Origin of the sequence: Desulfomonile tiedjei DSM 6799, from assembly GCF_000266945.1 — a bacterium.
Taxonomy (GTDB): Bacteria; Desulfobacterota; Desulfomonilia; order Desulfomonilales; family Desulfomonilaceae; genus Desulfomonile; species Desulfomonile tiedjei.
This window is the reverse complement of the sequence record NC_018025.1, coordinates 2,753,462-2,778,948: the sequence shown is the minus strand read 5'-3', so window position 1 is coordinate 2,778,948 and position 25,487 is coordinate 2,753,462. Positions and strand designations below refer to the sequence as shown.

Sequence of the window (25,487 nt, the reverse complement as noted above, 5' to 3'; positions counted from 1 at the left end):
GATCGACACTCGACATTATTTGCGGTTTTCAAGATATAGTCCGAATTCTCAAAAAACGATCAAAGTTCGTTCGTACAAAAAAGAACTCTTTCGGGAACGAGATATCCGGTATAGGTGACTGAACAACGTAATTGACAAGAAGTCTTCTGCTTCATGGCCACTCGGTTGACAGGACGAGCTTTGCTGAAAAGAAATTCTATGATGACAGTTTTCATGATCGTTCGCAAGTACTGTTTCAGCGTCTGGGGAATTGCTGCATTTTGCAACACCTCAGAAACCGACAATTGTAGGAGGAATTGCCTCAGAACAGCTTCTGCAGCCATTACGCAATTTTTTTGTGACTTTTGGGTTGACACGCGATACAATGAGTCTGTATATATCATCATCCGAGACCACGCTTTGTTGATTGCGGGTCTCAGGCATCCAGACTTGATCTTGGCGGTGTTTACTCAAGATTCCCGCCGACGCGTTGCAGATCTCCTATCAGCTCCCATTTGTTAGGTTATTTAATCGGAAGGGGAGCACGAAGACGGGGATTTGATGCAAAGTAAGAAGAAAAGAAGAATAAAGCCCTCTCGCAAAAGGCACAGCTCTGTCAAGGCCAGGGGAAGACCGCAGGTGGCAATGTCACCTGGTTACGAGGATCCTTCCGGTCTGTGGCAATTCCACGATGCTCTTTGTTTTTACGATTCAGATATTGCCAGGAATCGGCTTACATTCCCTCCAGGGACTTCCAATCCAATAGAAATCTCTCCGGATCTCAGGTTACTTCTTCTCACGTCGATTCTCATTCCGTCCATACGATCTTCTGAACTCACCAGTCCCCTGATTGCGGCATTAAGAAGCCGAGCTTTGCTGAAATACCTCTACAGTGGCCTCGTAGACCTGATACGCGACAGCGGACGAGGGCTGCGACGCCGTTATTCAAAAGCGCATTCTCCGGAGCTTCCCGGAAGAATCGTCTTTTTCGTTGTTGCCGTAGGCCGTTCGCCTCCCGCACTGACCGTCTCGATCTACCAGTTGCGATCCTGAAGAGATCGCTCAGTCGACCTAACCTGAACACGAGCAGAACTTACAACTTAGTGATGTGAAGTGCTGGAAAACCTGTACTCCCCCTCTTGGCAGGCTTGACGGCATTCGCGTCTCAGGTGATTGCCCGAGAACCCGATACCTATGCGCGGGCTCTCAGCATCGACACGGAAGGAGTGACCAACGTGGCGCAACAATCTCAGAAGGCCCCCGAAGTGGCCAAAACTCCGAAACCGGAAGCGTGGGCGGCTATTGCTAGAAACCCTAAATTTATAGAGCTGCATAGAAGAAAGACAGTTTTTCTCTTTGGATGGTGGATATTCTCAACCATTTACTACTTTCTCCTCCCTATCGGAGCTGGGTCTGCTCCGGGATTCTTCAGTGTGAAAGTAATCGGAAACATCAATATCGGGTATCTCTTTGCCTTGTCCCAGTTTTTCGTATCCTGGGGAATTGCCATGTACTATGCATCATGGGCAAACAAAGTTTCCGATCGACTCACCAAAGAACTGCTCGATGAGCTGAATCTCAAGTAGGAGGAGCGGGGTAATGAAGAAAGTTGCGATAATCTTTGCCTTGGCCCTTACTTTGGGCTTGGGATCAGGCTTTATGGGCCACAGCAATGCACTTGCAGGCCAGGATACGATAATTGCTAACGCTATGGTGGCGCAGACGGCAAAGGGGAAAGTCGGCGAAAGGACTCCAGCCCCAACCAAAGTCGAAGCGAACAAGACTATCACCATAACCATGTTTATCATCATTGTTTTGATAACCATGTACATCGTGTATTGGGCTGCGCAGCGAACCAAGACTACTGCAGACTTCTATGCGGCGCGGGGAGCTATTACCGGTGCCCAGAACGGATGGGCAATTGCGGGAGACTACATGTCCGCTGCCTCATTTCTGGGAATTGCGGGGCTTATCTGCCTCTACGGGTATGACGGTTTCATGTACTCGGTGGGGTGGCTCGTCGCGTACGTGACCGTGTTGCTCATCGTTGCCGAACCGTGTCGTAATGCCGGGAAGTACACGATGGGAGATGTCTTGGCATTCCGCTCATCTCCCAGACCGGTCAGGGCGGCTGCAGCATTTTCTACCGTGCTCGTTTCGATCTTCTATTTGACAGCTCAGATGGTCGGTGCCGGTAAATTGATGGAACTCCTTCTGGGAATACCGTTCCGATACGCGATCACGGGCGTCGGTCTTCTCATGATCGTGTACGTCACTTTGGGTGGTATGATTGCGACGACCTGGGTTCAGATCATAAAAGCCGGACTGCTCATGACGGGCGCAGCAATTCTCTGCATCCTGGTAGCCAATCAGTCCGGATTTAATCCTGTCACATTCTTCCATGATGTGGCATCGAATCCTCAGATTCAGGACTGGACAAGGATACAGCTCCTCAAAGACGCTATTCCCAAGGAAGGTTTCGATTACGGCCAGAGATTCCTTGAGCCGGGGTTGCTCCTGAAAGATGTCTGGGATCAGATTTCTTTGGGCATGGCACTCGTGTTGGGAACTGCCGGAATGCCGCACATTCTCATGCGGTTTTTCACGGTTCCGACTGCCCAAGCAGCAAGAAAATCAGTCATCATCGCTATGTTCATCATCGGAACATTCTACATTTTGACCACTCTTCTCGGTTTCGGCTCAGCGATCCATGTCACTCCGCAGGTCTCATACGGAGTTGACAAGGGCGGTAACATGTCAAACATGCTACTTGCGCAAATGTTGGGAAATGACATTTATCCTCTGATGGGTGACATTCTTCTGGCATTCCTGTGCGCGGTCGCTTTTGCAACGATCCTCGCGGTTGTTTCCGGCCTCGTGCTTGCGTCGGCAGCGGCTATCTCGCACGATATTTACGTGAGCGTTATCAAGGCCGGCAGAGCGGATCAGAGAGAGCAGGTTATTGCCGCCAGAGTCGCTTCCATATGCGTGGGAGCGGTTGCAGTCATCATCGGAATTCTCGCCGAAGGCCAGAACGTTGCGCATCTCGTGGCTTTGGCCTTTGCGGTGGCTTCCGCGGGCAACCTTCCTACGGTGGTGCTTTCACTCTTCTGGCGTAAGATGAGTACCGCCGGCATAGTGGGCGGTCTGGTAATCGGGACTTCGGTCTCTATATTACTTGTGCTCGTATCGCCCAATATGCAGTACCCCAAAATGATCGCAGCGGGTCAGCAGAAGATTGTCGACACTCTGGAAAAGAAACAAGCCACTGGAGCTGTTCTATCCGATCAGGAAAAAACAGAATTGACAAAAGCCAAAGCGATTTACGAAAAGAACAAGGACGGATCGTCATTCATCTTTGGTTTGGACAAGCCGCTGTTCCCACTTAAGAACCCCGGTATTTTCTCGATACCTGCAGGATTCCTGGCAGCGATTATCTTTTCGCTGCTATTTCCGAGTAAACGCGAGGAGGATGCATTTGACGAACTCTATGTTCGTCAAAACACTGGAGTTGGCATAGCACAGGCAATCGGCCATTAATCTTAACGTGGGGAGGTTGTCTCACCCTCAGGGAACGGCCTCCCCCTTTTCTCCCATTTCCGCATAACTCAACAGCCTCGGCAATATGCAGGCGAGTCGCTCGAGGAGTGTGGTCCCGCGCTCCAGTCCTGTCACCATACAGACTCCGCTCCGATCTAAAAATTGGACTCGGTTTGCTCACTGAATAGAAGATTTGATATTCTGTTGGCAAGCCTGCGAAATCAACCGGACCGAGATCGGGCAGGCAGACCGCATTCGACCTCGGCGACTGTGTAGATACCGGGAGACTTCTGTGATATTCCGATCAATGGAAAACATCCGTTTCCCATCGATTGCACAAGATGCATTGCTAAACCGAGCTGAATTGGAGTGATCAGACAGTGTACACGAAGAGCATTGACGCGAAGGAAGCTCGAAACGACATAATTTCAGGAATGGACTATTCACAGATTATGCGTAAGTATAATCTCTCCATGAAAGGACTCATAAGTCTGTTCGACAAGATGATTGCTTCCGGAGCTATCGGACCGGCGGAACTGGGTGGCAAAATTCCTTCAATCGATTCTCATTTGGTCATAAAGAACCAGTTCACCGACAGCATTATCTTTTCTGCCAGGGCCGCGACCATTAAAGACTTGGTCGAGACGGCCATAACTGACGGTGTGGATCTCTCGGAGGCTGAATTGACTTCTGCAAATCTCGCCGGCTTACGCGGTACGCGAAGCAATCTATCCGGAGCAATGCTCTTCCGTGCGAACTTCAACGGAGCCGATTTGTCGGAAGCCATTTTGGTCGGAGCGGAATTGTCCGAAGCGAGCCTTGCCAATGCAGTCCTAACAGGTGCGGATCTATCAAACGCAAATCTTTCGCAAACAGATGCTCGGAGATCGAATTTTTCGCGAGCTCGTCTATTCCAGACAAACCTTGACAATGCCCGTCTTCAAAAGGCTAACTTTCGCAACGCCGACCTGACCGAATCCAGGATGGTTGGCGCAGACCTTACGGATGCCCTGATGGAAGGAGCCAAACTGGACGATGTGCTCCGCAACGATGTAGAATGTGAAGAATGATGGCGGAGCAGAGAGACCCTCCATCTTCTTTGCGTTCGATCCGAATCTCAACCGGAGAAGATGAATCTACATTCAGTGAAAATTGAATGTGGAGGTACACAATGAAAACAATAATGATCCTGTCGGCTGTTTTGATTTTGTTGACTTCCGGGCTGGCCGGTTCTGATTCGGTCTTGTCGCGGGAGTTCTTGCCGGAACGTTCCGATACCGAGAGCCTTTTTCAGGACGGTTTCGACAAGCAGCAATGCGAGCTTCGGTGCCGTTCTTTATATGGAGCATCGCCCTACTATCGAGGCGGTCGCGGCTATCGGGGAGGCTACTACGTTTTGGCTCAGTGCATGGAAGATTGCGACAGAAGGTTCTGGAAAGAATATGACAGAAAAATAAGAGATCTCGAGAAAGAGTAGCCGACCGAGATTCCTGGAATATTTCCGGAGCGTACAGGCTTCAATACCTCTGCTACTCCCGAATGCAAATGAGTCCTTTCACATTGTAGAGAATGAATAGAGCCGCGCTTTGTCCGGGAGAGGGGATGCGAACCGCTCCCGGCGAACAAACCATTTACGCCAATATCGATCTTCACGATCGGCAAGTTTTACGGTTGATTTTCTTACTAGGGGGTGCGGGTAGTCCCCAGCCCATCAATCCAGTCGAGTATGCGCGTCGTGTCGGAGAGATCGTCCAAGGCAAGATCGGCCCCTGCGGCAACAAGTTCCGGAGTCGAATATCTTCCGGTTGCAACTGCGAGACATGGAGCGCTGTGAACATGCGCACATTCCACATCTCTCGGCGTATCTCCTATTACAAGACACGCCTTCGCATCTACCGGACGAGCATTGACTCGGCCGAATCGTCGTAGCGCAATGGGGAGAAGCTCATTTCTGTCGGCACTATCGTCACCGAAAGCACCAAGAGGAAAATAGTCGTTCAGACGATGGGGAGCGAGTTTCACTCGTGCCCCTTTCTCCACATTCCCGGTCAAAAGGCCGAGCGCATAATCTGAGACTCGGCTGAGCGCTGCGAGCAAATCGTGCACTCCCTTCTTGACATTCCCGCCATTCCGCATGGTCACCTGTTCCGGCAGATGGTGAAGATATCGGTCCACGAACGCCCGCACCATGCCGTCTCCGGATACGACCCCCCATTTGGCATATGCTTCAAGAACTATTTGAATATCCGTTTTGCCGGCGCAGTCAATTCCGCGAAATCCTTCCCGTATGCCTGTCAAATCCTGTAATGCCAAATTGAGGGCTGCAATTCCTGCGCCTCCAGAATCCATCAACGTTCCGTCTATATCGAAAAGAATAAGTTTCTTCATGGTTACCTTCAAAGGCCGAGCAACTATGCTTCACCCCAGGCTTTCTTGCTTCTTTCAATTCTCTTTCTCACTTGAGCCCAGGTTCTTGTTGTCAGGAACGATTCCTGCCACCTGTCCACCATTTTTTGAAACATCTGTGTCGGCATGGAAAACGTTAATTCGTCCGGTTTCATATACACGCGATCCGAGGGATCCCATCCACCTACAACTGCCTTGAATTCTCTCCGTGCCATGTATGTCAAAGGCCATGTGACTATACCGGAACAGCCTGCTCCGAAAGGGGAGCGGACAACATCGAAATCATTCGTAACAAACGAGGCCAGTTGATTGAGACCCGATATCACTTCGGCTCGAGCGAAAACCACAATCAACTCGGGATTGTCTTCCGGTGCGAGGAGATTCAAAGGCTTGAACACACAATACCGGGCAGGAGCAGGTCTCGGATCGATTTCATCAAAAAATCTTCTGGTAACCTCGGGAGATTCCAGGTAATGTTCGCCTTCCATTTGTCCTGGAATTCCACTGGATACGTAATAAACAATGCCGTTCAGTTGAGGTTTCAGGAAGCCCAGATAAAAAGCTCCGCCCAGGCACCCGAAATGCTCTCGATCGAAAAATGCCGATGTTCCCTTCTTTCTGGCTCTCCAGAGAAGACTGATGACACATGAAAAATTCGCATTGAGGGACTGCCAGTCCACGCGGCCCTCAGCTTCGGCTTCGATAGAGGGGAGCGTTCCCGCTTTCGGAGAAATGCCATCCCTAGGGGGATTGTCGGTGTAGAGAACTGCAAAAGGTTGTTCTGTCAGGCCCAAGACGTCCAGAAATCTTTGAATCTTTATTGCATCCATGTAGTGCATCCTACTTCCCGCTTTGAGATAGTCTTTTCTCTTTTCTTGTAATATGCACCACTCAACGCTTTTCAGTAAAGCACCTTCAGCCGAGCCACTGCCGGCGGACAGTTTTGACCAAGTTGATAATCAGAATATTACCGTTAATGTAGTAAATTATAATCTGACGTCCACATATGAAATTAAACTTTTGAAACAAGTACTCTGAATGTGCTATACTATTGAGACGTTTGAATTGCTGCGGTGCTTCGTCCGCATTTAATTGAAACCGAAAAATGCACTCTTCAGCACATGGTGAGGTGAAAATGTGGTTTGATATTATAAACAGGTTCACGTACGAACACATCTTTGAAGGTGAAGCCAAGTCTTTGCGTGAAGTGGTCGAGCGTGCCATTCGAGCTGGGGTCGATCTTTCCGAGGCAAATTTGATGAGAGCCGATTTGGTCGGAGCGGATCTGCGCAATGCTAAGCTTGCCAGGGCCTACTTATACGGGGCCGATCTCAGCGGCGCTTTCTTGACTGATGCAGACCTCTCGGACGCAAAGATGTCAAAGGCAAATCTCACGAATGCAAAACTCGCAGGGAGCAATCTCCTGTCAGCGAATTTGCATCGAGCATTGCTGATCGGTGCAGACCTCTCTCGAGCAAACCTTGCGAGCGCAGATCTTATTGGAGCGAACCTGACCGATGCGCGGCTCACAGGCGCCAATCTCAAAGCAGCATTTCTTACTCGAGCCGATTTTACCGGAGCAGATCTTACCGATGCCATACTCACCCGCGCAGAAACGTTTTTGACCAAGGGGATGAATGGAGAAAAACGGCTCATGGAGAGCGCTTCGATTTAGTTCATGAAATATTCAGAGCAACTTCCAAGCCGTTTCTGAGTAATTACAGTTTTCAGGCATACTGAATCAGTTTCCACGTCACTGCTTGATATTGTAGGGCGGCATGATGTTGCCCTTTGCTATTGGCGCAGTGGTCGAAGGATTTCCTACAACCTTCCAGATTCCTGATTCCGGACATTTTTCACCAGTTTTGGCTCGCGTGCCTAAGGTGCCATTCTTTCTTCCTCCGTGTGCGATTTTTTGACAGGATGAGAAAACCTGGATGTCCCGGGCGGAATCATCAACGGGTAAAGATCAGGTATTTTTGGTTTGCTAATCTACCCTTTTACACGGGGGAACGCACGAGAAGCAACGCGAGAGACATTCGTGAATACCTCTCGCGTCGAAGACTATCGTTTATGTTCGGCAATCAAAACTTCCGAAAGTCGGCTCGTTCGGTTTCGCAGGTTGCGGCTCTTGGCCGTCAAATAGGCTCGAATCAAGGAGACAGGCAGGTTGCAGAGTACTGTCACTAGGTTTTGGAGTGGAATCTTGATTCGGTGGGATCTGTTTATCCGGCTTGATTTGAAGTTGATCGGTACCTGGAGTTCCATCCAAAGCACTCACCATGGGAACAAACATACCGGTAAAAACGAATCCTACTATTAGCATCCCTATTATCATGATTCTCATGATTTACGCTCCTTCCTGATTCCTTTCCTAGATTAATCACCCGATAAACTGCAGCAAACTTGGTTAGGGCGCATCTGTGATTTGTGGATAAAAAAGAAAGAGGGATCGAGGAGGGTCAGCATTCCCCCGGGGAACAACAGCAGGCACATACCTGTCCATAAGGAGTGAATGTCAGAGAATTGGACTCTGGAAGAATTGCCGGAAATCAATTCTGAATTAGATTTAGAGTGAGACCGGACAAGCTGAACAACTTCCTAATTTGTAACCCTTGCAAGGATTCAGCGCATGAAAACACTAGTCTTTCTTACAATTATGCTTCTAACTGGAATGAGTCTATCGAATACGGCTTTTGCGGTCCCGTACTTCGTCATTGAACAACCGTCAGGGAGTCTGGCCATTGTCAGCGGCAGGCCGACATACGACGCACGCGTTCTTGCGGGACCGTACTCGAGCATTTCAGTGGCTCAGTCCGCATTCAACGATTTGCTCCAACTTGGGCAGACCGGTAGTTTGCCCCTACAAGCAGGGAACAACCGTTTAGCGAAAGAGACTCTGCCGCTTACGGTGGGAAAATCACTGGAAACGCAAGCCAACAGGACTCGTTCGGTTCAGGCTCAGGGAAGGCCGTCGTACGTTCCTGTTTCCCCTTTGAGCTCGGTGCCGTTTGCGGATTTGACAGATCGCCTTGCGGCCGCGGGGGTGATGGCCGAAACGTATCCTGCTACGCCGGCCTATTCGGAGCTTTCCAGCTTCGTTCTTTCCTCGTCCGGACCACTGAGCCCTATCCCTCTTTCTCCTACAGTGACCTTGCCGAGTTCCATCGCAACATCGTTTCCATCCTTACCAATGAATGTCGTACCGAGATCCGTTCCGATAGTAACGGTACCTCCGATGCCTGCTCCGATTTTCATGTCTCCGCTCCCCTTGGCCCTTGGGAGGAGATAACAAGGGGGCACACCCTTCTTCGGGTGTGCCTCATTACTCAATGACAGCATCTATTATGCGTTGTTTCAATTGATATCGATTCGCGGCGGAGGGGACTTTTTTTGTATACAGGGAAAATTGATTCTGTTCGAAAAAATGCATTAAACCCAAACAAAAAACTTGCTGGTTCAATTATTGGATGGGCCTCTGAGACTGCAAAGGCAATTCTCTGGCTCGTTGTCGGGATTCCGATACTGGTCGCCTGCGGCATCCTATTTGGAACTGCAGGTATCCTGGCGGGAAGTGTTTCGTATTTTTCCGTCGATCTTCCACAAGTGCCGGATCTGCTGAAATATCGCCCGAAAGCAGCATCTCTCTTTTACGCTGAGGACGGCACAGTTATTGGAATGTTCTGTAAAGAAAAACGCTTCCCTATCAAAATTGAAGAAATTCCCGTTCACGTGATTTACGCCTTTATTGCGGCTGAAGACGTACGATTCTTTCTGCATCACGGTGTGGATGCATTCGGAATATTCAGAGCATTTCTGAAGAATGCGCAGGCTGGAGATTTCAACCAGGGAGGCAGTACGATAACTCAGCAGGTTACGCGCAATTTGCTCCTCAGCCGAGAGAAAAAGGTCTCACGAAAGATTCGAGAAGCACTCCTGGCCTTTCGCATAGAAAAAGGCCTTCGGAAGGAGCAAATTCTCGACATCTACCTGAATGAGATCTATCTCGGCAAGGGCGCGTACGGGGTCGAGGCAGCGGCTCGAACGTATTTCGGAAAACGAGCATCCGAGCTGACTCTTGGGGAGGGTGCTTTCCTGGCCGCACTGGTATCCAATCCATCGAGGCTCTCTAAAGCCTCGGAATTAACGACTGCCCGGTCCCGGCGTGATGCTGTTCTCGATCGAATGGCTCGGCACGGATTTATCGATTCGCGGAATTATCGCATGGCAGTAGCCGAAAAACTCGTGTTCAGGGAATCTCTGCCGAATACGTACGAAATAGCGCCATATTTTGCCGAGACCGTTCGTCAATACGTTTTGCAAAAATACGGAGAAGAAAAGCTTTACACCGAGGGACTCCATGTCTGGACTACATGCGATCTGAAGCTCCAGGAGTACGCTTCGGGAGCTCTTATGAGGGGATTACGCGCGTGGGAATCGCGTCACAAACGGTCGCCCGGTCTGGTGAAACAGTTGTCGTCTTCCGAATCCGCCGCTTTCTTCAAGAAAAAGAGTCCAGCCGCTCTGAAAAAAGGCGATTTTATCCATGCAATGATCACCAAGGTTCACGGTCAAACCAAGAATGCGAAATTACCGGGTACACAGGAATATACGGTGGCTCTAGCCGGAAATATTCAGGTTCGCACGCAATTACCGTCGGAATACAGGTACCAGGTTCGGGACGTATTGGAATTTCAGATCGTCAATGCTCGGTCGAAGGATCGGATTGAACTGAAGCACATCGATGCCCCGGCTGTCCAGGGAGCTCTCGTGTGTATGGAGAACAACACAGGATACGTTCGTGCGCTTATCGGAGGTACCGATTTTGAACGTTCTCCGTTTAATCGCGCCGTTCAAGCGCAACGGCAGCCCGGTAGTGCATTCAAGCCCTTCGTATACGCCGCTGCATTGGAGACCGGCCGGTACTCACCCTATTCGTACGTGGACGATGGACCGGTTTCCGTCTGGTTAGGCGACTCTTCGGAATGGTGGTCTCCGGCAGGTGGAGGATTTTACGGATCCATGATTTTGCGCACTGCACTTGCAGCCTCCAGGAATGCGGTAGCCGTGAAACTGCTCTTGGATGTAGGCTATGAACCGGTGACAGAATTGGCCGGCAAAATGGGAATCGGAACCCCTCTCGTCAAAAGCCCGTCTCTCGCTCTCGGCGCGTCCGAGGTAACATTGTTCGATCTGACCGGAGCATACTCGGTCTTTCCCAACGGTGGCCTTAAGATCCAACCTGTTCTGGTAAAGAAGATTACGGATCGTTACGGCAATGTGTTGGAAGACAATACCCTCGACCCTGTCGACATCTCACGGGTGGTGGCGGACTATGGAATTTCCGGCTCATCAGCACAATTGCACGCCCCCGAAGCGAAAAAAGCAGCACTTTACCGAATAAGCAGAGATGAAATACGTTTCACAAAACGGTACGTGCCGGCAATACAGCGGCGAGCCGATCCCATTCGAGTCCTGAGTCCTCAAACATCCTACCTGATGGTCAGCATGATGCACGAAACCTGCACACGGGGTACTGCTTCGGCAGTCACGAAGCTGAAAAGAAAAGATCTATGCGGAAAAACAGGGACCACGGATGGTGCGGCAGATGCCTGGTTCGTCGGATTCAACTCCAAGTATTCAACCGGAGTATGGGTGGGCATGGATACGAAAGTATCTCTCGGATCGAATGAATATGGAGCCAGAGCAGCTCTCCCCATTTGGATGGACTTCATGAAGAACACTCTGTCCCAGGAGCCTCAAAGTCCTTATCCTGTTCCGGAGGGGATTGTTTTTCGCGAGAGATTCTACTCAAAGCATGAGATCGCGGCAGTAGACCTCCTTGAAGCCGGTCCGGATCTTGCTCGAAAAGGCGAAGAACCGCAACTCGAGGAGAATGAACATGCGGCTCTAGCCTCCTACGGCACGGAAGAGGCGGATCGTTTTAGTTTCAATCCGGGATTTTCCGTACCAATGGCAATGGAGAAACCTCCCGCGTCCGGGCGATCGTTTGCTGAAGATCCTTTTTCAGACCCGTTTTTTTCCAATCAGAGCAAGTCTGTCAAAGAGCCTTATTGAACTCGTCGAGCGCGCAATCGCATAGAATGGAACGAATTCATCGAGAAATTCAGCGTTTCAGTTGACGGCTACAAAACGGGCTTTACGATAAAATTCGATTCTTTGATTCATTTTTGTGGTACACAGATTCCTATCTTCCAAGGGAAGTGTCAGAGTACCTCATTCCGAATGGTTCCACGGGTAATTACCTTTCAAAGGTGAGACGTTATTTTTGTGAGGGAGGATAGCATGACAGCTTATTTTTCCGACAGCATCGAAGCAGTTGGTCGAACACCGCTCGTGAGGCTCAATAAGATAGTCGATCATGCTCGAGCACTGGTGCTTGCCAAAATGGAAGCGAGAAACCCTGCGTTTTCGGTAAAAGACCGGATTGGGGTATCGATGATAAAGGCAGGCGAAGCACAGGGGCTGATTCATGAGGGAATTGAAATTATCGAACCCACGAGTGGTAATACCGGTATTGCTTTGGCCTATGTATGCGCATTACGCGGATATCCTCTCACGCTAACCATGCCTGAAACTATGAGTCTTGAGCGCCGGAAAATCCTGAAGATGCTCGGTGCCCGCCTGATTCTCACCGAAGGATCGAAGGGAATGAAGGGAGCGGTGCAGAAAGCTGAAGAGATGGTAGAGGAAAACTCTGGCAAATTCTACATGCCCCAGCAGTTCCAAAATCCCGCGAATGTTAAAATACATGAATCGACCACCGGACCTGAAATTTGGAACGATACCGATGGCAATGTCGATGTTCTCGTATCCGGAGTAGGAACAGGCGGGACTATTACAGGAGTCTCCCGCTATTTTGAAGCAGTGAGGGGAAAGTCATTGTATTCTGTGGCCGTGGAACCTGCAGAAAGCCCTGTGATAAGCCAAAAGCTCCAGGGTCAGGAACTCATGCCCGGGCCTCACAAAATTCAGGGAATCGGCGCAGGCTTCATTCCTGAGATTCTCGATCTGGAGTTGATTGACGAAGTTCAGCAGGTACACAGCGATGAAGCACTGGAGTTTGCGCGCCGTCTGCCAAGAGAAGAAGGAATTCTCGGGGGTATCTCTTCGGGAGCTGCTGTAGCTGCGGCGGTCAGACTTGCGAAGCGTGAGGAATTTCAAGGTAAGACTATTGTGGTGGTGCTTCCCAGTGCCGCGGAGCGTTACCTTAGTTCGGCTCTTTTTGAAGGAATCCAGACTTGATCGTTGGGTTGTTTGGAAGAAGCGGTAAGGTATATTACTATACCCGAGCGGAAGTAATACAGCCAGGGAGGTGTGTCGATGAGATCCGACAAGAACTGTATTTTTTGCAGGATTGTTGCCGGCGAGATTCCCAGCACAAAAGTTTTCGAAGACGATTCCGTTCTAGCGTTCATGGACATAAGTCCTTTGACCCCTGGGCATCTTTTGGTCGTTCCCAAAGAGCATTTTGAAACCATAGCCGATATGGACCCCCAGCTCTTTGGAAGGCTGGCATCGACCGTATGCATACTTGCTAAGGCTACCAACCGAAGTCTCAAACCGGACGGTTTGAACATCCTGCAACTGAACGGTAAAGCCGGCAATCAGGTGGTTCCACATGTTCACATGCATCTTGTGCCTCGATGGAATGAGGACGGGCTGACGATCTGTGCGTGGGAACCGGTTCCGGGAGACAAGAACGAGATTTCCCAAAACGCGTCCAAAATTAAAGACGCTCTGCAATAAGAAGGTCACATATCCATATGAGAGTTCAATTATTCGGTACATGCCTCGTTGACACTTTCTTCCCTGAGGCTGGTGAGGCAGTCGTAAAACTCTTGCGACATTTTGGAGTCGAAATCGTCTTTCCGAGAGGCCAAACCTGCTGCGGAAAACCTCCCAACAGCGCAGGATACGTAGAGGAGAGCAGGCACGCGGCACGTCGTTTTCTTTCCGTGTTCAAGGCTGACGATCCGATAGTGATACCTTCGGGATCATGTGCTTCGATGGTCAAAACGCACTATCCGGCTCTTTTCGAGAATGAACCCGAGATGAAAGCAAAAGCCCAGAAAGTGGCGGCAAGAACTTATGAGCTCAGCCAGTTTCTGGTTCACGTGCTGAAGGTTCACGAAGCAGGATTGGAAGCCTCGGGCCGGATAACCTATCACGCGTCTTGCCAGCTAACCCGCGAATTGGGAGTAAAAGAGGAGCCGCTGCTTCTTCTGGAATCATTACGCGGAGCGGAATTCGTCCATCTCCCACACGCCGACCGATGCTGCGGTTTCGGCGGTACTTTCATGGGCAAATTACCCGAGGTCTCTTTGGCGGTTGCAGAAGAGAAAGCGCAGAACATTATCGATACGAAAGCTGATGTCGTGACCGGGTGCGACATGGGATGCCTCATGAATATCAAGGATGCACTCACGAGAGCCGGTAGCGAGGTCAAAGTGAAGCACCTTGCACAAGTGCTTGCGGAGGGTTTATGAGCGGCAAATCACGTTTACATTTTCGGGAAAACACCGCAGAAGCGGTACGCGATAGACAACTCCGAGGAGCCATAAAGACCTCCACCGATACGTTCACGACGAAACGTGCGATCGGTGTTGCCTCGGTTCCTATGGACGAATGGCGCGATCGGGCATCGAAAATCCGCTTGGAAGTGCTGGATCATCTCAGTGATTATGTGGATTTGTTCGTGAGAAATGCGGAAGCTGCAGGTGCAACGGTCCATCGTGCTCATGACGCCCAGGCCGCTAGGGACATCGTGCACGGAATACTCCGAGACCACAAGGTCAAGAATATTGTCAAAGCAAAGTCCATGGTCACAGAGGAGATTCATCTCAATCCGTATCTCGAACAGCGGGGAATGCGAGTTGTCGAGACCGATTTGGGCGAGTACATCGTACAATTGGCAGGGGAGACTCCATCTCATATACTGGCTCCAGCCATTCACAAGGATCGATTCCAGATTGGACGATTATTCGCTGAAAAGCTCAAGGTCCAATATTCGGACGATCCCACCGTCCTGACGAAGATTGCACGAGCCGCTCTCAGGGAAGAGTTTCTCCGAGCAGACGCGGGCATTACCGGCGCCAATTTCGCGCTGGCGAAATCCGGCAGCATCTGCATGTTCACGAATGAAGGTAACGGCCGGATGGTTACGACGTTGCCTCCGCTCAATATATCGGTATTCACTCTGGAAAAGATCATCCCTTCCTTCGCGGATCTTCCGACCTTCATTAGGCTGCTTCCTCGCTCGGCTACGGGCCAGGGGCTTTCGAGCTACTTGTCGGTGATTACGGGTACGAGAAAAGAAGGAGAAAACACCGGAGCCCGGGAGCATCATCTTGTGCTCCTCGATAACGGTCGCACTCAGATCAATCAGAGCGAATATCGTGAAATCCTGAAATGCATCAGATGCAGCGCTTGTTTGAATGTATGTCCTGTGTACAGGGTCATTGGAGGTCATGCATACGGTTCGGTATATCCCGGACCTATGGGGATAATTCTGACAGTGCTGCTGGAAGGAATGGAAAACTCATACCCGCTGCTCGACGGAACGACTTTGTGTGGGGCATGCAATGAAGTCTGCCCCGTGCGAGTACCGCTTCGGGACATACTCTACAAGCTGAGGGAACGCCGTGTTCGCGAAGGATTTACACCGCAGGAAGAGCAAGTGGCCATGAAAGCGTACGGCCTTGCGGTGAGAAGTCCTGCACTCTTTTCACTCGGGCAAGCTGCGGCCCGGGTTTCGTGGCCTTTGATCCAACGCTTTGTCAAAGGAGCTGTCCAGCGGCTGCCCAAACCGGCAATTCGGACGTTTCGAAGTAAGATGAATCCGTAGGGGTAGGGACGACAATCATATCCAACCGTTCTCGGCATACCATATGGCAGTTTTCTCGATTGCTTTGTCGAGAGAAGTCCTCGGTTGCCAGCCGAGTTCCGAGTATGCTTTTTCCGGTGAACAGATCCATGCTGTCTGCTGCATTTCGTCAAGTTTTTCCGATCTGAGCAGCGGCACGGAACCGGTAAGTTTGCTTCTCAGATCTCCTGCAGCAGCCACTACCTTCATGAGGAGCAACGGCACCGGAAAAGAAACGGCAGAATATCCGCATATTCGCGCAACATCCACTGCGAAGCGTTTCCAGATAACCGGTTCCGCATTACAGATGAAATAGACATTTGAGCAGGACCGAGGCGATACGCAGGCAGCGTAAATACCTTCCACCAGATCCTCTACGTATACGATGCTCACATAGCGGTCAGGCCCGGCAAGACACGGCGCAATCCTGTACTTGGCCAACCTGAATACGTCCAAGACATCTGCATCTCTGGGGCCAAACACTGTGGGAGGCCTGATAACAGAAACCGGTAATACGTCCTGAAATTGCAGCACTAACTGCTCGGCTTCCAGCTTGGAACGGCCATAATCAGACACCGGACGGGGAACGTCGGATTCCCGTGTCGGTGTGATCCCATCCAAGGATGGGCCTGCGGCTGCCTGTGATCCCACGAGCACGAACTTTTTGATACGATCCCTGCACAACCCACTGGAAAACATCATCAAGAGGTCCCGTGTGCGTTCCACGTTCGCCGATCGGTAAGCAGCCAAATCTTTGGCCCTGGTTGCGCCTGCTAGATGTATCACATGATCAATTCCGTCACTGCTTCCAACTTCCTTTTCAAGTTCACTGAAGAGGACTATTCGTGCGGGAAGACCCTTCAAATGCCGCAGTTTTGTGACATCTCGAACCGGACACACCACCTCGTGACCGCGGCCGGCCAGAAATTCCACCATGTGGCTGCCGATGAATCCGGTTCCTCCTGTGACCAGGAATCTCATTGCTCAAACCTTGCACTTTTCGGAAGAAGCCCTTATCGAGGCTTCCGATAGAATTTCTCGAGGCTCTCCGGAGCCACTCCCAGGTAATACCCCATAATCATCATCTGGTTGATCATGGTAGTCTGCAGTACCCCGAGTTTCTCCCAACGACGACCCGACGTAATAACACTGTCCGGCAGAATACGAATTTTCCCTCTCATGCGCAATCGGCGCATGAACTCGAAATCCTCCATGATGGGTATTTCAGCGAAGCCTCCCAAATCGTCAAAGATCTCTCTCTTTACGAAAATCGCCTGATCGCCGTACGGAAGAGAAAAAGCTTTAGATCGGAAATCGGCAAGAGCCTCTACTATGCGTAAACCTATGCCGTTTCCCCGGATTCTCAGCGAAAATGCACCTCCACAGACGGTATTGTGGGAAAGAACGTTACAGACTTCCTTTTCCCAATTGTCGGGCAAAAGAGTATCAGCGTGAAGAAAGAGCAAGACAGTTCCCGAAGCAGATCGTACAGCACTGTTCATTTGGAGCGCCCTGCCCTTCGGACATTCCATGAAAGTCACCGTAAAACTCCGAGCAATTTCTCTGGTTCCATCGGTGCTTCCCCCGTCAGCGACAATGATGTCGAGATCCTCCTTATTGGCGAGTCTTTCCAGGGTACGCGGCAGATATTCCGCTTCGTTCAAGGTGGGAATTATCACTGAGATAGTCAAGACGTCACAACAGACCCTGAAACGCAGGGTTCCTCACGAATTCGGAGAGAGACTTTAATTTTTGCAGGTCTTCCGGTCGATCCACGTCATCGAGAGCCCGCACAAACCCGGGAGTCATACCAAGAGATGAAGCGGCATGCACCGTCTGATCGAGCACCAGATCGGTTCCCCAGGCTACATTCCGGAACAGCTCCGGCTCAGGTGCTTTGAGACCCACTAGGTAGTAACCACCATCATTGGCCGGGCCAAGAACCAAATCATGTGTAATCAAAAGGTTAAGAGCCGATTCCAGGATTTCCGAATCGAGGAAAGGGAGATCGGTGCCGACAATGACGACACGATCGAATTGTTCATTGAATGCATCTTCAAAGGCATTATGCATTTTTTCACCGATGTCGGCTCCTCGCTGTACGTTGTACACGAATCCGGAGCCTAACCATTCCGTCATGCAGGTCTCATCCGTCCCTTCATAGCGGACCTCGACGGAAACGGACCGCCGAGCACCCCATGTCTTAATCACCGATAATACGTGCTCCGCGAGAAATCGTTGCAGAGCTGCAGCTTTTTCCGGTCCGATAGCTGGAATCAAGCGAGTCTTTGTTTTACCGGGCTCGGGATAGCGGGCGAAAACGATAATTCTCTGAAGCATGGCGCAACCATCAGTTCTTTTTCGTCTTGCCAGAATTGGATTCCATGGGAAGCGCTGGAAACCACATCCTCAGCTTATCAAATCGTTCCCGCCATTTTGCGGCCTGTTCGGGATTGAGGAGAGCGGCTACCTCTTCCCGCGCTTGGTTTAACTCGTCGTCGATTTGAGGTTGTACTTGACGTCGTAATGCCTGAATCTTTTTTTGCCGCTCCGAAAGAATTTCTTCTATCCTGACAGCTTTCTCGTCGGAAATGCCCAACTTCTTTCGAACGCGATCTGCAATACGCTGGGGCGCTTCTTCCGGATGCTGAATTGCATGGAGAACCGTATGTCTCATGATAACAACAGTACCACCGGCACCAATGGCTACTCCGCACACCAGGATAATAATTCCTAACAGAACTACTCGCCAGCGTCTTCTTTTCGGCGGAAGTCCGGGAGATTCGACATCCGACGTGATATCAGGTTCTTTGGACATCGTATCATTCATAGTATCACCCACGCGACAAGAGAAAAGGGGTTGATCAGTGAGGGATCGACCCAGGGATCCCATGCCTGGACTCCCAACACACATGCAGTCAACGCACATGCAGATGCTACACCTGCAATCCACAGCAAAGGTTTCATGTCAGGCTCTTCCGTTTGCAGGATGGCCGCCATCACTGTCCGTGAGACATCTACCTGCGGATATTCTTCTCTGCTCGCGGATTTGGCAAGTTTTTGGAGGATTTCGATATGTTTCATGCTTACACCTCCAAACCTGAAGTCTCGAACAGCCGTTTCAGCTTGCTCCTGGCCCGCCAGGCTTGAACTTTGACCATAGTTTGAGTCCATCCGGTAAGTTCGGCAGTTTCTTCGACACTTCGGTCCTCGATGTATCGCAGCATAAGGACCAGTCTGTCCCGAGGCGGAAGTTGCTCCATGAGCGTGTGCAAAATCCCGGCCGCCTTTTCCGGATCAAGAGAATCAGGTTCCACAGCGAGGACCTGATCCCAGTCTTCGATGGGAATCGTAGGGTTGACACGTTCCCGGCTTTTCTTCCGCCAGTAACGATATCCTACTGCTGTTGAAATTTTGGCGAGCCAGTGTTCGAACGGAGCTTTCGCTTTGTACGTTCGCAGGCTCGTGAATGTTTCGACGAACACGTCCTGGACCAATTCTTTGTGCACGGATGTATTTCGGGTGAAGCGCCACATGCGGGCTGCAACCTTCTCCTGATGCCGTTCGACCAATCTGGCGTACGCAGTGCCGTCACCAGCCAGGGTCTGCCGGATGTCTTCAAGATCTCGGGATGTGCTCTCTCTCCGCCGGATATCGTCTTCCCCGATTCCCGTCTACTGTAATGCGGCATCCGTGATCAAGCGTTCTTCAATACCGATGGGACACACATTATTCATCATACATTGTCTTAATACACTGTCTTCACACGGCTATTTTGGGAGACGCGAAGCTCTTCGCCTCGAAAGTCGATTCCCTCCGTTCCGTGGAACCTGTTCCTCTGACTCTGAGATTCTGCCGTTGCATGCATGCTCTCGTCGGAATCTGTCGTTATCCTAGTAGACCCTCAAGAAGTTGTCTATTCCTCAACTCACCAGGAAGAAACGAACCGATGTCCGAGACTGCTCATAAGGGGAAGTCTCGGACGTACGTGAATCTATTTTCGACTGCCGATCTGGTCGATCCACTGTGAAACTGCTTGATCGGAGCCTATTTTGAAATTCTTGATGTGTTCCTGCTGTTCAGGTGTCAGCACCGGCTTGATATCCGCTACGATTGTGGATGCAAGCACAGCGGCTTTCCCTATGGCTGTCCCCAGATCATTCGCAGCAGCCATGATCGCTCGCTCATCTCCGGGCTTGTTCAGGACGGTTTCTCGCAATGCCACGCGTTTGTCGAAGACATCTTTGGCAACAGGTCTGATTTCATTCGCGTGCTTCTTTAGGTGAGCTGCAATTTGTTTGCGCTGATCGCCGGTAATGTTCAGTTCCGACCGGAGCACCAGTAGGCGCCCGATCTTTCCCATAATAAGCTTGCCTAGGGGAGATGCACCGATTGTCTCAGAATGCGTTTGTGTATCGGCTGCTTGCGCCGGAATGGACATGAGACCTGCCGCAAAAAACATCATTGCTGCGATAAGAATTGTTTTTCTGACCATTTTTGCCTCCAGTAATCATGTGAACCAGGACAGGCTCGATCGATCGTATCTGCCTCTTTAAACAGAAAGTGTTTGCAGAGACTCCCCGGTTACACCTTGCAGAAGATTTTTTCCAAGGATAGTGCGAGCCATCCATTGAATGTAGATGCTTCGAAAACTTAACAATTTTTCTCGCTTCTACTTAGAAGAATTGATGTGCAAAAACCTTCATTCTGAGCTGCTCTTGAAAGAAGAGACTTACCTTTTGGAACAAAAAAATGATGTGGCCGGTCTACAGCGTCAATGGTGTTTGCTGGCCACAAAAGAAAAGGGGGGAGCATATGAATGCACTTTCTACAACTATGGACGCCGGCAGGTCCTTCGACAGAAGCTTTCTCTGCGAAGAACTCGAGCAAAGGATCGTCCTGGATGGTGCGCCATTAGCTGAAGAGGCAGCAAATAATGCGCAAGCAGAAGCGGGTGCCACCGTAGATCCGCTGACAAATTGGCAGTTTATCGGCAACGGTTGGTGGTACGATTGGGATTCCGACTGGTGGTATAATCAAGATACCCAGTGGTGGTATCAAGACTGGTTTGGGGAACAACTCTGGTATTATGTCGAATGGCAAGAAAATAATGGAGGTGATCCGCTGATCTACTTGATCAATGCGGCTACATGGCAGTGGGATGACAATACCGGAGTCTGGGCGCCTGTCGGTGAATGGTACTACGTCGGAGATACCACATTTGGGCCGGATATCTGGATCTGGCAAAGTGGAACGTTCACTTACTATTACTCCGGGGTCTATGATGGATACCTGGTTGAAGACAACTCTCAAAACTGGGGATACGCTTCATTCAATCTATCTTCGTATGATTACGTAGGATACCTCGAGCCATGGGACTGGAGCGTGCTCGCCTAAAGACGTAATCTATCCGGGGACGGAGAAATCCGGCCAGCATTCGTATGTACACTCCGTCCCTGGTTGTATTGTCGAGATCTCGATTGACTTGAATGATTTTCCAATGCCATTGATCACCCGGAGTCAATCTACTGTTCTACAGTAGGACTTAATCGGAAGAGTCGCACTGTCTTTCCCAGCATAACATACGACAATATTTTCTCGTTATGTCTCGTTTGACATGGGTGCATCCGATTCCTCATTGCAATTATACGTAATAACACCCAGCACCTATATTTCCTACAAATTAAATCGTCATTGACGGCTGAACCTATTCCTGATCTAGTACGAACATAATATCCGGATTTAAAACCCCTATTCGGGTAACGCTACCTATCCAAGATGGAGAGCAAGGTCCTGAAATAGGTGTTTTTTCTTTTGTTCTTCAGAACTGGATTTGAGTCTCTTTGTTCGTCGCTAGGAAACACCTCTCATTAATCTAAGAAAGGAGCAAGCGTCATGAGTGTGACACGCCGAGAATTTTTCGTGATCTCGGGTGCCCTCGGTGCAGGGTTGGCTTTGTCATCCTTGGGCGTGGATATGGGCCCGACCCGGGCATATGCCGCGGAATTAAAAGCTGACAAGATGAAGACAGCCAAGCAGTCCACAACTATCTGCTCATATTGTGCAGTTGGGTGCGGTCTCATCTGCAGCACGGACACCAAAGCGGGTAAGATCATCAATATCGAAGGAGATCCCGATCATCCCGTCAATGAAGGCGCATTATGTGCTAAGGGCGCCTCTTTGTTTCAAACCAGCGGCAATAATCCCAATCGACTGAAAAAAGTGCTGTATAGGGCTCCAAACAGCGACAAATGGCAGGAGAAGTCCTGGGATTGGGCTTTGTCCGAGATCGCGAAGCGCGTCAAGGCAGTCAGAGATGCCGATTTCATGGAAAAGAATGCAAAGGGCGATACCGTAAACCGCCTGGAGTCAATTGCCCACATTGGAAGCGCTGCTCTGGATAACGAGGAACTCTGGCCTCTTCAGGCTATGATGAGAGCTTTGGGTCTGGTTTATATCGAACATCAGGCCCGAATATGACACAGCGCCACTGTTGCGGCTCTGGCAGAGTCGTTCGGGCGCGGTGCTATGACGAATCACTGGATCGACCTCAGAAACAGTGACTGCATTCTCGTGATGGGCAGCAATGCTGCATCGAACCATCCCATATCCATGAAATGGGTACAAAAAGCCAAGGATAACGGAGGGAAGCTTATCTCCGTCGATCCCCGTTTCACTCAGACCTCCTCTAAAGCGGATCTTTATGCTCCTCTCAGATCCGGCACTGATATCGCCTTCCTGGGCGGAATGATCAAGTACATCATCGATAACAACAAGATTTTCAAGGACTACGTTGTCGATTACACGAACGCCTCTTTTATTATCGGTGACAAATTCGACTTTGCAGACGGCCTGTTTGCCGGGTACGACAAGGAAAAGAGAGCGTACGACAAGAGTGCTTGGGCTTACAAGAAAGACGACAAGGGCGCAATCGAAAAAGACCCGACACTTGAAAATCCGAAGTGTGTTTTCCAGCAACTCAAGAAGCATTACTCTCGCTACACGCCGGAAAAGGTTTCCGAGATCACCGGAACCCCTGTCCCGGACCTGCTCAAAGTGTACGAAATGTATTCTGCAACCGGAGCGAAAGACAAAGCCGGAACCATCATGTACGCGATGGGATGGACGCAACATACGGTCGGAGTTCAGAACATTCGTGCTATGTCTATTATTCAGCTACTCCTGGGGAATATCGGTATCCCGGGTGGCGGAGTCAATGCTCTACGCGGTGAATCTAACGTTCAAGGGTCGACAGACCAGGCTCTTCTGTTCCACTTGCTTCCCGGCTACCTCAGAGCACCGGCTGCAGGACAGAAAAGCCTCAAAGAGTACAATGATCTGGCTCCCAAAACGAACGATCCTCGATCCGTGAACTGGTGGTCGAACTATCCGAAGTATTCAACGAGCTTGCTAAAATCCTTCTGGGGCGATGCGGCTACACCTGAAAACGACTTCGGTTTTCACTGGCTGCCCAAACTCGATCCAGGTCAGAACTGCTCCTGGTTGAACCTGTTTGACGCCATGTACGACGGAAAGATCAAGGGCTTCTTTGCCTGGGGACAGAATCCTGCCTGCAGTGGCGCAAATTCGAACAAGACCAGACAGGCTCTGACAAAACTGAACTGGCTTGTAAACGTGAATATTTTCGACAATGAAACAGGATCGTTCTGGAAAGGTCCGGGCATGGACCCAAAGAAGATCAAGACCGAAGTATTCATGCTGCCCTGCGCCGCTTCGGTTGAAAAAGAAGGGAGTATCACGAATAGCGGTCGATGGGCTCAGTGGCGCTACAAAGCTGCAAATCCGCCGGGAGATGCAAAGCCTGACGGCGATATAGCAGTTGAGCTTATGGACAAGATTCGCGGCCTTTACAAGAAAGGCGGGAAATTCCCTGAACCGATCCTGAAGCTCAAATGGGACTACACGGACGCAAAAGGCCATTTCGATCCGCATAAAGTGGCAAAAGAGATCAACGGGTATTTCCTTAAAGATACCAAAGTCGGTGACAAAGAGTTCAAGAAAGGCGACCTTGTCCCGGCTTTCCCGATGCTCCAGGCAGACGGAAGCACGTCTTGCGGTAACTGGATTTACAGCGCGAGCTATACGAACGCAGGCAATATGATGGCTCGCAGAGAAAAGGAAGACGCGACAGGGCTCGGCCTCTATCCCAAATGGGCCTGGGCCTGGCCTGTAAACAGACGTATTCTCTATAACAGGGCTTCAGTTGACAAGAACGGACAACCCTTCAATGCCAAGCGGGCCCTCCTTACGTGGAAAGACGGCAAGTGGGTCGGTGATATTCCTGATGGTCCTGCCCCACCGTTCGGCGACGAAAAAGGGAAGCACCCCTTTATCATGACCGCTGAAGGATTCGGCAGGCTTTTTGGCCCCGGGCTCAACGACGGTCCGTTCCCGGAGCATTATGAACCGCTCGAGTGTCCTCTTCCCAATAATTTGATGTCGGGACAGTACATTAACCCTACGATCAAGATATTCAAAGGCGAGATGGATAAGCATCTCACCTGCGATCCCAGGTTCCCCTTTGTGGGTACAACGTATCGTGTCACCGAGCACTGGCAGACCGGGTGTATGACACGGTGGCAGCCCTGGCTGGTGGAAGCGGAGCCCCAGATGTTCGTCGAAATGAGCGAGGAGCTTGCTGAACTACGGGGAATCAAGAACGGTGAAAAAGTCAAAGTATCGTCAACCCGAGGAGAGGTGGAGTGTGTTGCCATGGTAACCACCAGATTCCGGCCTTTCAAAATAGGGAACACAACAGTTCATCAGGTGGGAATGCCCTGGTGCTTCGGATGGGTTGCTCCGAAAAACGGTGGCGATAATGCAAATCTTCTCACCCCGACCGTGGGGGATCCCAATACCATGATCCCTGAATCCAAGGCGTTCATGGTGAACGTCGTGAAGGCATAGGAGGTGCGACATGGCTGACGGATATTCAATAATTATGGACACCTCCAAGTGCACCGCTTGCCGGGGGTGTCAGGTAGCATGCAAGCAGTGGAATCAACTGCCGGGGACCGAGACCAAGAACTCGGGCTCACATGAGAATCCACCGGATCTGTCGTTCGACACGTATAAGGTCGTGCGATTCTCGGAAGGCAAGAACGGTGACGGAAAGCCATACTGGTATTTCTTTAGCGAGCAGTGCCGTCATTGCTTGTCTCCCGGCTGTATGGCTGCCGTTGAAAAGGAAGAGATTGTTCAGGACGAAAAGACCGGAGCAGTGCTCTTCACGCCAAAGACAAAGGATTTGAATTTCAAAGAGACTCTCGAAGGTTGTCCGTACAACGTGCCACGTCAAAATCCGAAGACGAAAGAAATGGCCAAATGTACCATGTGTTTTGACCGCATTACGAACGGTAAGCAGCCGTCCTGCGTGACGACATGTCCGACAGGAGCCCTTGCGTTCGGTGAACGTGACAAAATACTGACAGCGGCCAAAGCGCGGGTTGACGAGCTCAAGAAGTCTTATCCCAAAGCAGAGGCTCTGAATGCCGACGATGTGCGCGTAATCTATATTGTCACGGACGATCCAAAGAAGTATTTCAAATACGCTACTCCAAAGTAAACCTTCTCTTGCGAGGATCTAACAGAGACCGTCCCGATTTTTTTCGGGGCGGTCTTTCGTTTCGAACCACTGGAAAAATTCTCACTAAGA

General features: G+C 50.4%; 25 protein-coding genes and 1 pseudogene. 14 read left to right on the top strand and 12 right to left on the bottom strand.

Annotated features, from left to right (window positions below):
- The first annotated feature begins 624 nt into the window (after window positions 1-624).
- The 5 genes from DESTI_RS11685 (at window position 625) to DESTI_RS11665 (ending at window position 4,996) form a co-directional block, all read left to right on the top strand.
- The gene (locus DESTI_RS11685; protein ID WP_014810169.1) at window positions 625-1,032 is read left to right on the top strand and encodes a hypothetical protein; all 408 of its coding nucleotides are present in this window, start codon (window positions 625-627) and stop codon (window positions 1,030-1,032) included.
- A gap of 182 nt (window positions 1,033-1,214) precedes the next feature.
- Window positions 1,215-1,565 carry a DUF485 domain-containing protein gene (locus DESTI_RS11680; RefSeq protein ID WP_211213777.1) on the top strand — a complete coding sequence of 117 codons (351 nt, stop codon included), beginning with the start codon at window positions 1,215-1,217 and terminating at the stop codon, window positions 1,563-1,565.
- Window positions 1,566-1,578: 13 nt separating this feature from the next.
- Window positions 1,579-3,519 (top strand): solute symporter family protein, encoded by a 1,941-nt coding sequence (locus DESTI_RS11675; RefSeq protein ID WP_014810167.1) that lies wholly within the window; start codon window positions 1,579-1,581, stop codon window positions 3,517-3,519.
- A 380-nt stretch (window positions 3,520-3,899) separates the two neighbouring features.
- Window positions 3,900-4,589 carry a pentapeptide repeat-containing protein gene (locus tag DESTI_RS11670; RefSeq protein WP_014810165.1) on the top strand — a complete coding sequence of 230 codons (690 nt, stop codon included), beginning with the start codon at window positions 3,900-3,902 and terminating at the stop codon, window positions 4,587-4,589.
- A 101-nt stretch (window positions 4,590-4,690) separates the two neighbouring features.
- Complete coding sequence (locus DESTI_RS11665; RefSeq protein ID WP_014810164.1) at window positions 4,691-4,996, top strand: hypothetical protein; 306 nt, start codon at window positions 4,691-4,693, stop codon at window positions 4,994-4,996.
- Window positions 4,997-5,202: 206 nt separating this feature from the next.
- Here DESTI_RS11665 and DESTI_RS11660 read toward each other — a convergent pair whose 3' ends face one another.
- Both DESTI_RS11660 and DESTI_RS11655 read right to left on the bottom strand, forming a co-directional pair.
- On the bottom strand, window positions 5,203-5,907 hold the full coding sequence (locus DESTI_RS11660) for an HAD family hydrolase (protein ID WP_014810163.1): 705 nt from the start codon (window positions 5,905-5,907) through the stop codon (window positions 5,203-5,205).
- Window positions 5,908-5,930: 23 nt separating this feature from the next.
- Window positions 5,931-6,755 (bottom strand): DUF169 domain-containing protein, encoded by an 825-nt coding sequence (locus DESTI_RS11655; RefSeq protein WP_014810162.1) that lies wholly within the window; start codon window positions 6,753-6,755, stop codon window positions 5,931-5,933.
- A 305-nt stretch (window positions 6,756-7,060) separates the two neighbouring features.
- Here DESTI_RS11655 and DESTI_RS11650 point away from each other — a divergent pair, with 305 nt between their 5' ends.
- A complete protein-coding gene (locus DESTI_RS11650) occupies window positions 7,061-7,600 on the top strand; it encodes a pentapeptide repeat-containing protein (RefSeq protein ID WP_014810161.1) in 540 nt (179 codons plus the stop codon).
- Between the two features lie 52 nt (window positions 7,601-7,652).
- On the opposite strand, the pseudogene DESTI_RS31760 reads toward DESTI_RS11650, so the two are convergent.
- The 3 genes and pseudogenes from DESTI_RS31760 to DESTI_RS31080 form a co-directional block, all read right to left on the bottom strand.
- A pseudogene (locus DESTI_RS31760) lies at window positions 7,653-7,837 on the bottom strand (hypothetical protein).
- Window positions 7,838-7,996: 159 nt separating this feature from the next.
- Complete coding sequence (locus DESTI_RS11645; RefSeq protein WP_014810160.1) at window positions 7,997-8,272, bottom strand: hypothetical protein; 276 nt, start codon at window positions 8,270-8,272, stop codon at window positions 7,997-7,999.
- A 731-nt stretch (window positions 8,273-9,003) separates the two neighbouring features.
- The gene (locus DESTI_RS31080; protein ID WP_041286159.1) at window positions 9,004-9,183 is read right to left on the bottom strand and encodes a hypothetical protein; all 180 of its coding nucleotides are present in this window, start codon (window positions 9,181-9,183) and stop codon (window positions 9,004-9,006) included.
- 135 nt (window positions 9,184-9,318) lie between these two features.
- Here DESTI_RS31080 and DESTI_RS11635 point away from each other — a divergent pair, with 135 nt between their 5' ends.
- The 5 genes from DESTI_RS11635 (at window position 9,319) to DESTI_RS11615 (ending at window position 15,793) form a co-directional block, all read left to right on the top strand.
- The gene (locus DESTI_RS11635; protein ID WP_014810158.1) at window positions 9,319-12,003 is read left to right on the top strand and encodes a penicillin-binding protein 1A; all 2,685 of its coding nucleotides are present in this window, start codon (window positions 9,319-9,321) and stop codon (window positions 12,001-12,003) included.
- A 228-nt stretch (window positions 12,004-12,231) separates the two neighbouring features.
- Window positions 12,232-13,191 (top strand): cysteine synthase A, encoded by a 960-nt coding sequence (gene cysK / locus DESTI_RS11630; RefSeq protein WP_014810157.1) that lies wholly within the window; start codon window positions 12,232-12,234, stop codon window positions 13,189-13,191.
- A 78-nt stretch (window positions 13,192-13,269) separates the two neighbouring features.
- Window positions 13,270-13,695, top strand: a complete 426-nt coding sequence (locus DESTI_RS11625; protein WP_014810156.1) for an HIT family protein — start codon at window positions 13,270-13,272, stop codon at window positions 13,693-13,695.
- 17 nt (window positions 13,696-13,712) lie between these two features.
- Entirely contained in the window at window positions 13,713-14,435 is a 723-nt protein-coding gene (locus DESTI_RS11620) for a (Fe-S)-binding protein (RefSeq protein ID WP_014810155.1), read from the top strand.
- Window positions 14,432-15,793, top strand: a complete 1,362-nt coding sequence (locus DESTI_RS11615) for a LutB/LldF family L-lactate oxidation iron-sulfur protein (protein WP_014810154.1) — start codon at window positions 14,432-14,434, stop codon at window positions 15,791-15,793. Before DESTI_RS11620 ends, DESTI_RS11615 begins: the two co-directional genes overlap by 4 nt.
- Before the next feature lie 15 nt (window positions 15,794-15,808).
- Here the strand turns inward: DESTI_RS11615 and DESTI_RS11610 are convergent, their stop codons facing one another.
- From DESTI_RS11610 to DESTI_RS11580, 7 genes are all read right to left on the bottom strand, one after another.
- Window positions 15,809-16,792, bottom strand: coding sequence for an NAD-dependent epimerase/dehydratase family protein (locus DESTI_RS11610; RefSeq protein WP_014810153.1), 984 nt, complete (start codon window positions 16,790-16,792; stop codon window positions 15,809-15,811).
- 32 nt (window positions 16,793-16,824) lie between these two features.
- Window positions 16,825-17,490 carry a TIGR04283 family arsenosugar biosynthesis glycosyltransferase gene (locus DESTI_RS11605; RefSeq protein ID WP_272913410.1) on the bottom strand — a complete coding sequence of 222 codons (666 nt, stop codon included), beginning with the start codon at window positions 17,488-17,490 and terminating at the stop codon, window positions 16,825-16,827.
- 16 nt (window positions 17,491-17,506) lie between these two features.
- Window positions 17,507-18,151, bottom strand: coding sequence for a TIGR04282 family arsenosugar biosynthesis glycosyltransferase (locus DESTI_RS11600; protein ID WP_014810151.1), 645 nt, complete (start codon window positions 18,149-18,151; stop codon window positions 17,507-17,509).
- 10 nt (window positions 18,152-18,161) lie between these two features.
- Window positions 18,162-18,641 (bottom strand): hypothetical protein, encoded by a 480-nt coding sequence (locus DESTI_RS11595; protein WP_014810150.1) that lies wholly within the window; start codon window positions 18,639-18,641, stop codon window positions 18,162-18,164.
- A complete protein-coding gene (locus DESTI_RS11590; protein WP_014810149.1) occupies window positions 18,638-18,895 on the bottom strand; it encodes a hypothetical protein in 258 nt (85 codons plus the stop codon). The genes DESTI_RS11595 and DESTI_RS11590 overlap by 4 nt, the downstream gene beginning before the upstream one ends.
- A gap of 2 nt (window positions 18,896-18,897) precedes the next feature.
- Window positions 18,898-19,383 carry an RNA polymerase sigma factor gene (locus DESTI_RS11585; protein ID WP_157212145.1) on the bottom strand — a complete coding sequence of 162 codons (486 nt, stop codon included), beginning with the start codon at window positions 19,381-19,383 and terminating at the stop codon, window positions 18,898-18,900.
- Between the two features lie 422 nt (window positions 19,384-19,805).
- On the bottom strand, window positions 19,806-20,306 hold the full coding sequence (locus DESTI_RS11580) for a Spy/CpxP family protein refolding chaperone (RefSeq protein ID WP_014810147.1): 501 nt from the start codon (window positions 20,304-20,306) through the stop codon (window positions 19,806-19,808).
- 320 nt (window positions 20,307-20,626) lie between these two features.
- Between DESTI_RS11580 and DESTI_RS11575 the strand changes: the two genes are divergently transcribed.
- From DESTI_RS11575 to DESTI_RS11560, 3 genes are all read left to right on the top strand, one after another.
- Window positions 20,627-21,208, top strand: a complete 582-nt coding sequence (locus DESTI_RS11575; RefSeq protein ID WP_014810146.1) for a hypothetical protein — start codon at window positions 20,627-20,629, stop codon at window positions 21,206-21,208.
- Between the two features lie 498 nt (window positions 21,209-21,706).
- A complete protein-coding gene (gene fdnG, locus DESTI_RS11565) occupies window positions 21,707-24,739 on the top strand; it encodes a formate dehydrogenase-N subunit alpha (protein ID WP_014810145.1) in 3,033 nt (1,010 codons plus the stop codon).
- Window positions 24,740-24,749: 10 nt separating this feature from the next.
- The gene (locus DESTI_RS11560; RefSeq protein ID WP_014810144.1) at window positions 24,750-25,397 is read left to right on the top strand and encodes a 4Fe-4S dicluster domain-containing protein; all 648 of its coding nucleotides are present in this window, start codon (window positions 24,750-24,752) and stop codon (window positions 25,395-25,397) included.
- The last annotated feature ends 90 nt before the right edge of the window (window positions 25,398-25,487 follow it).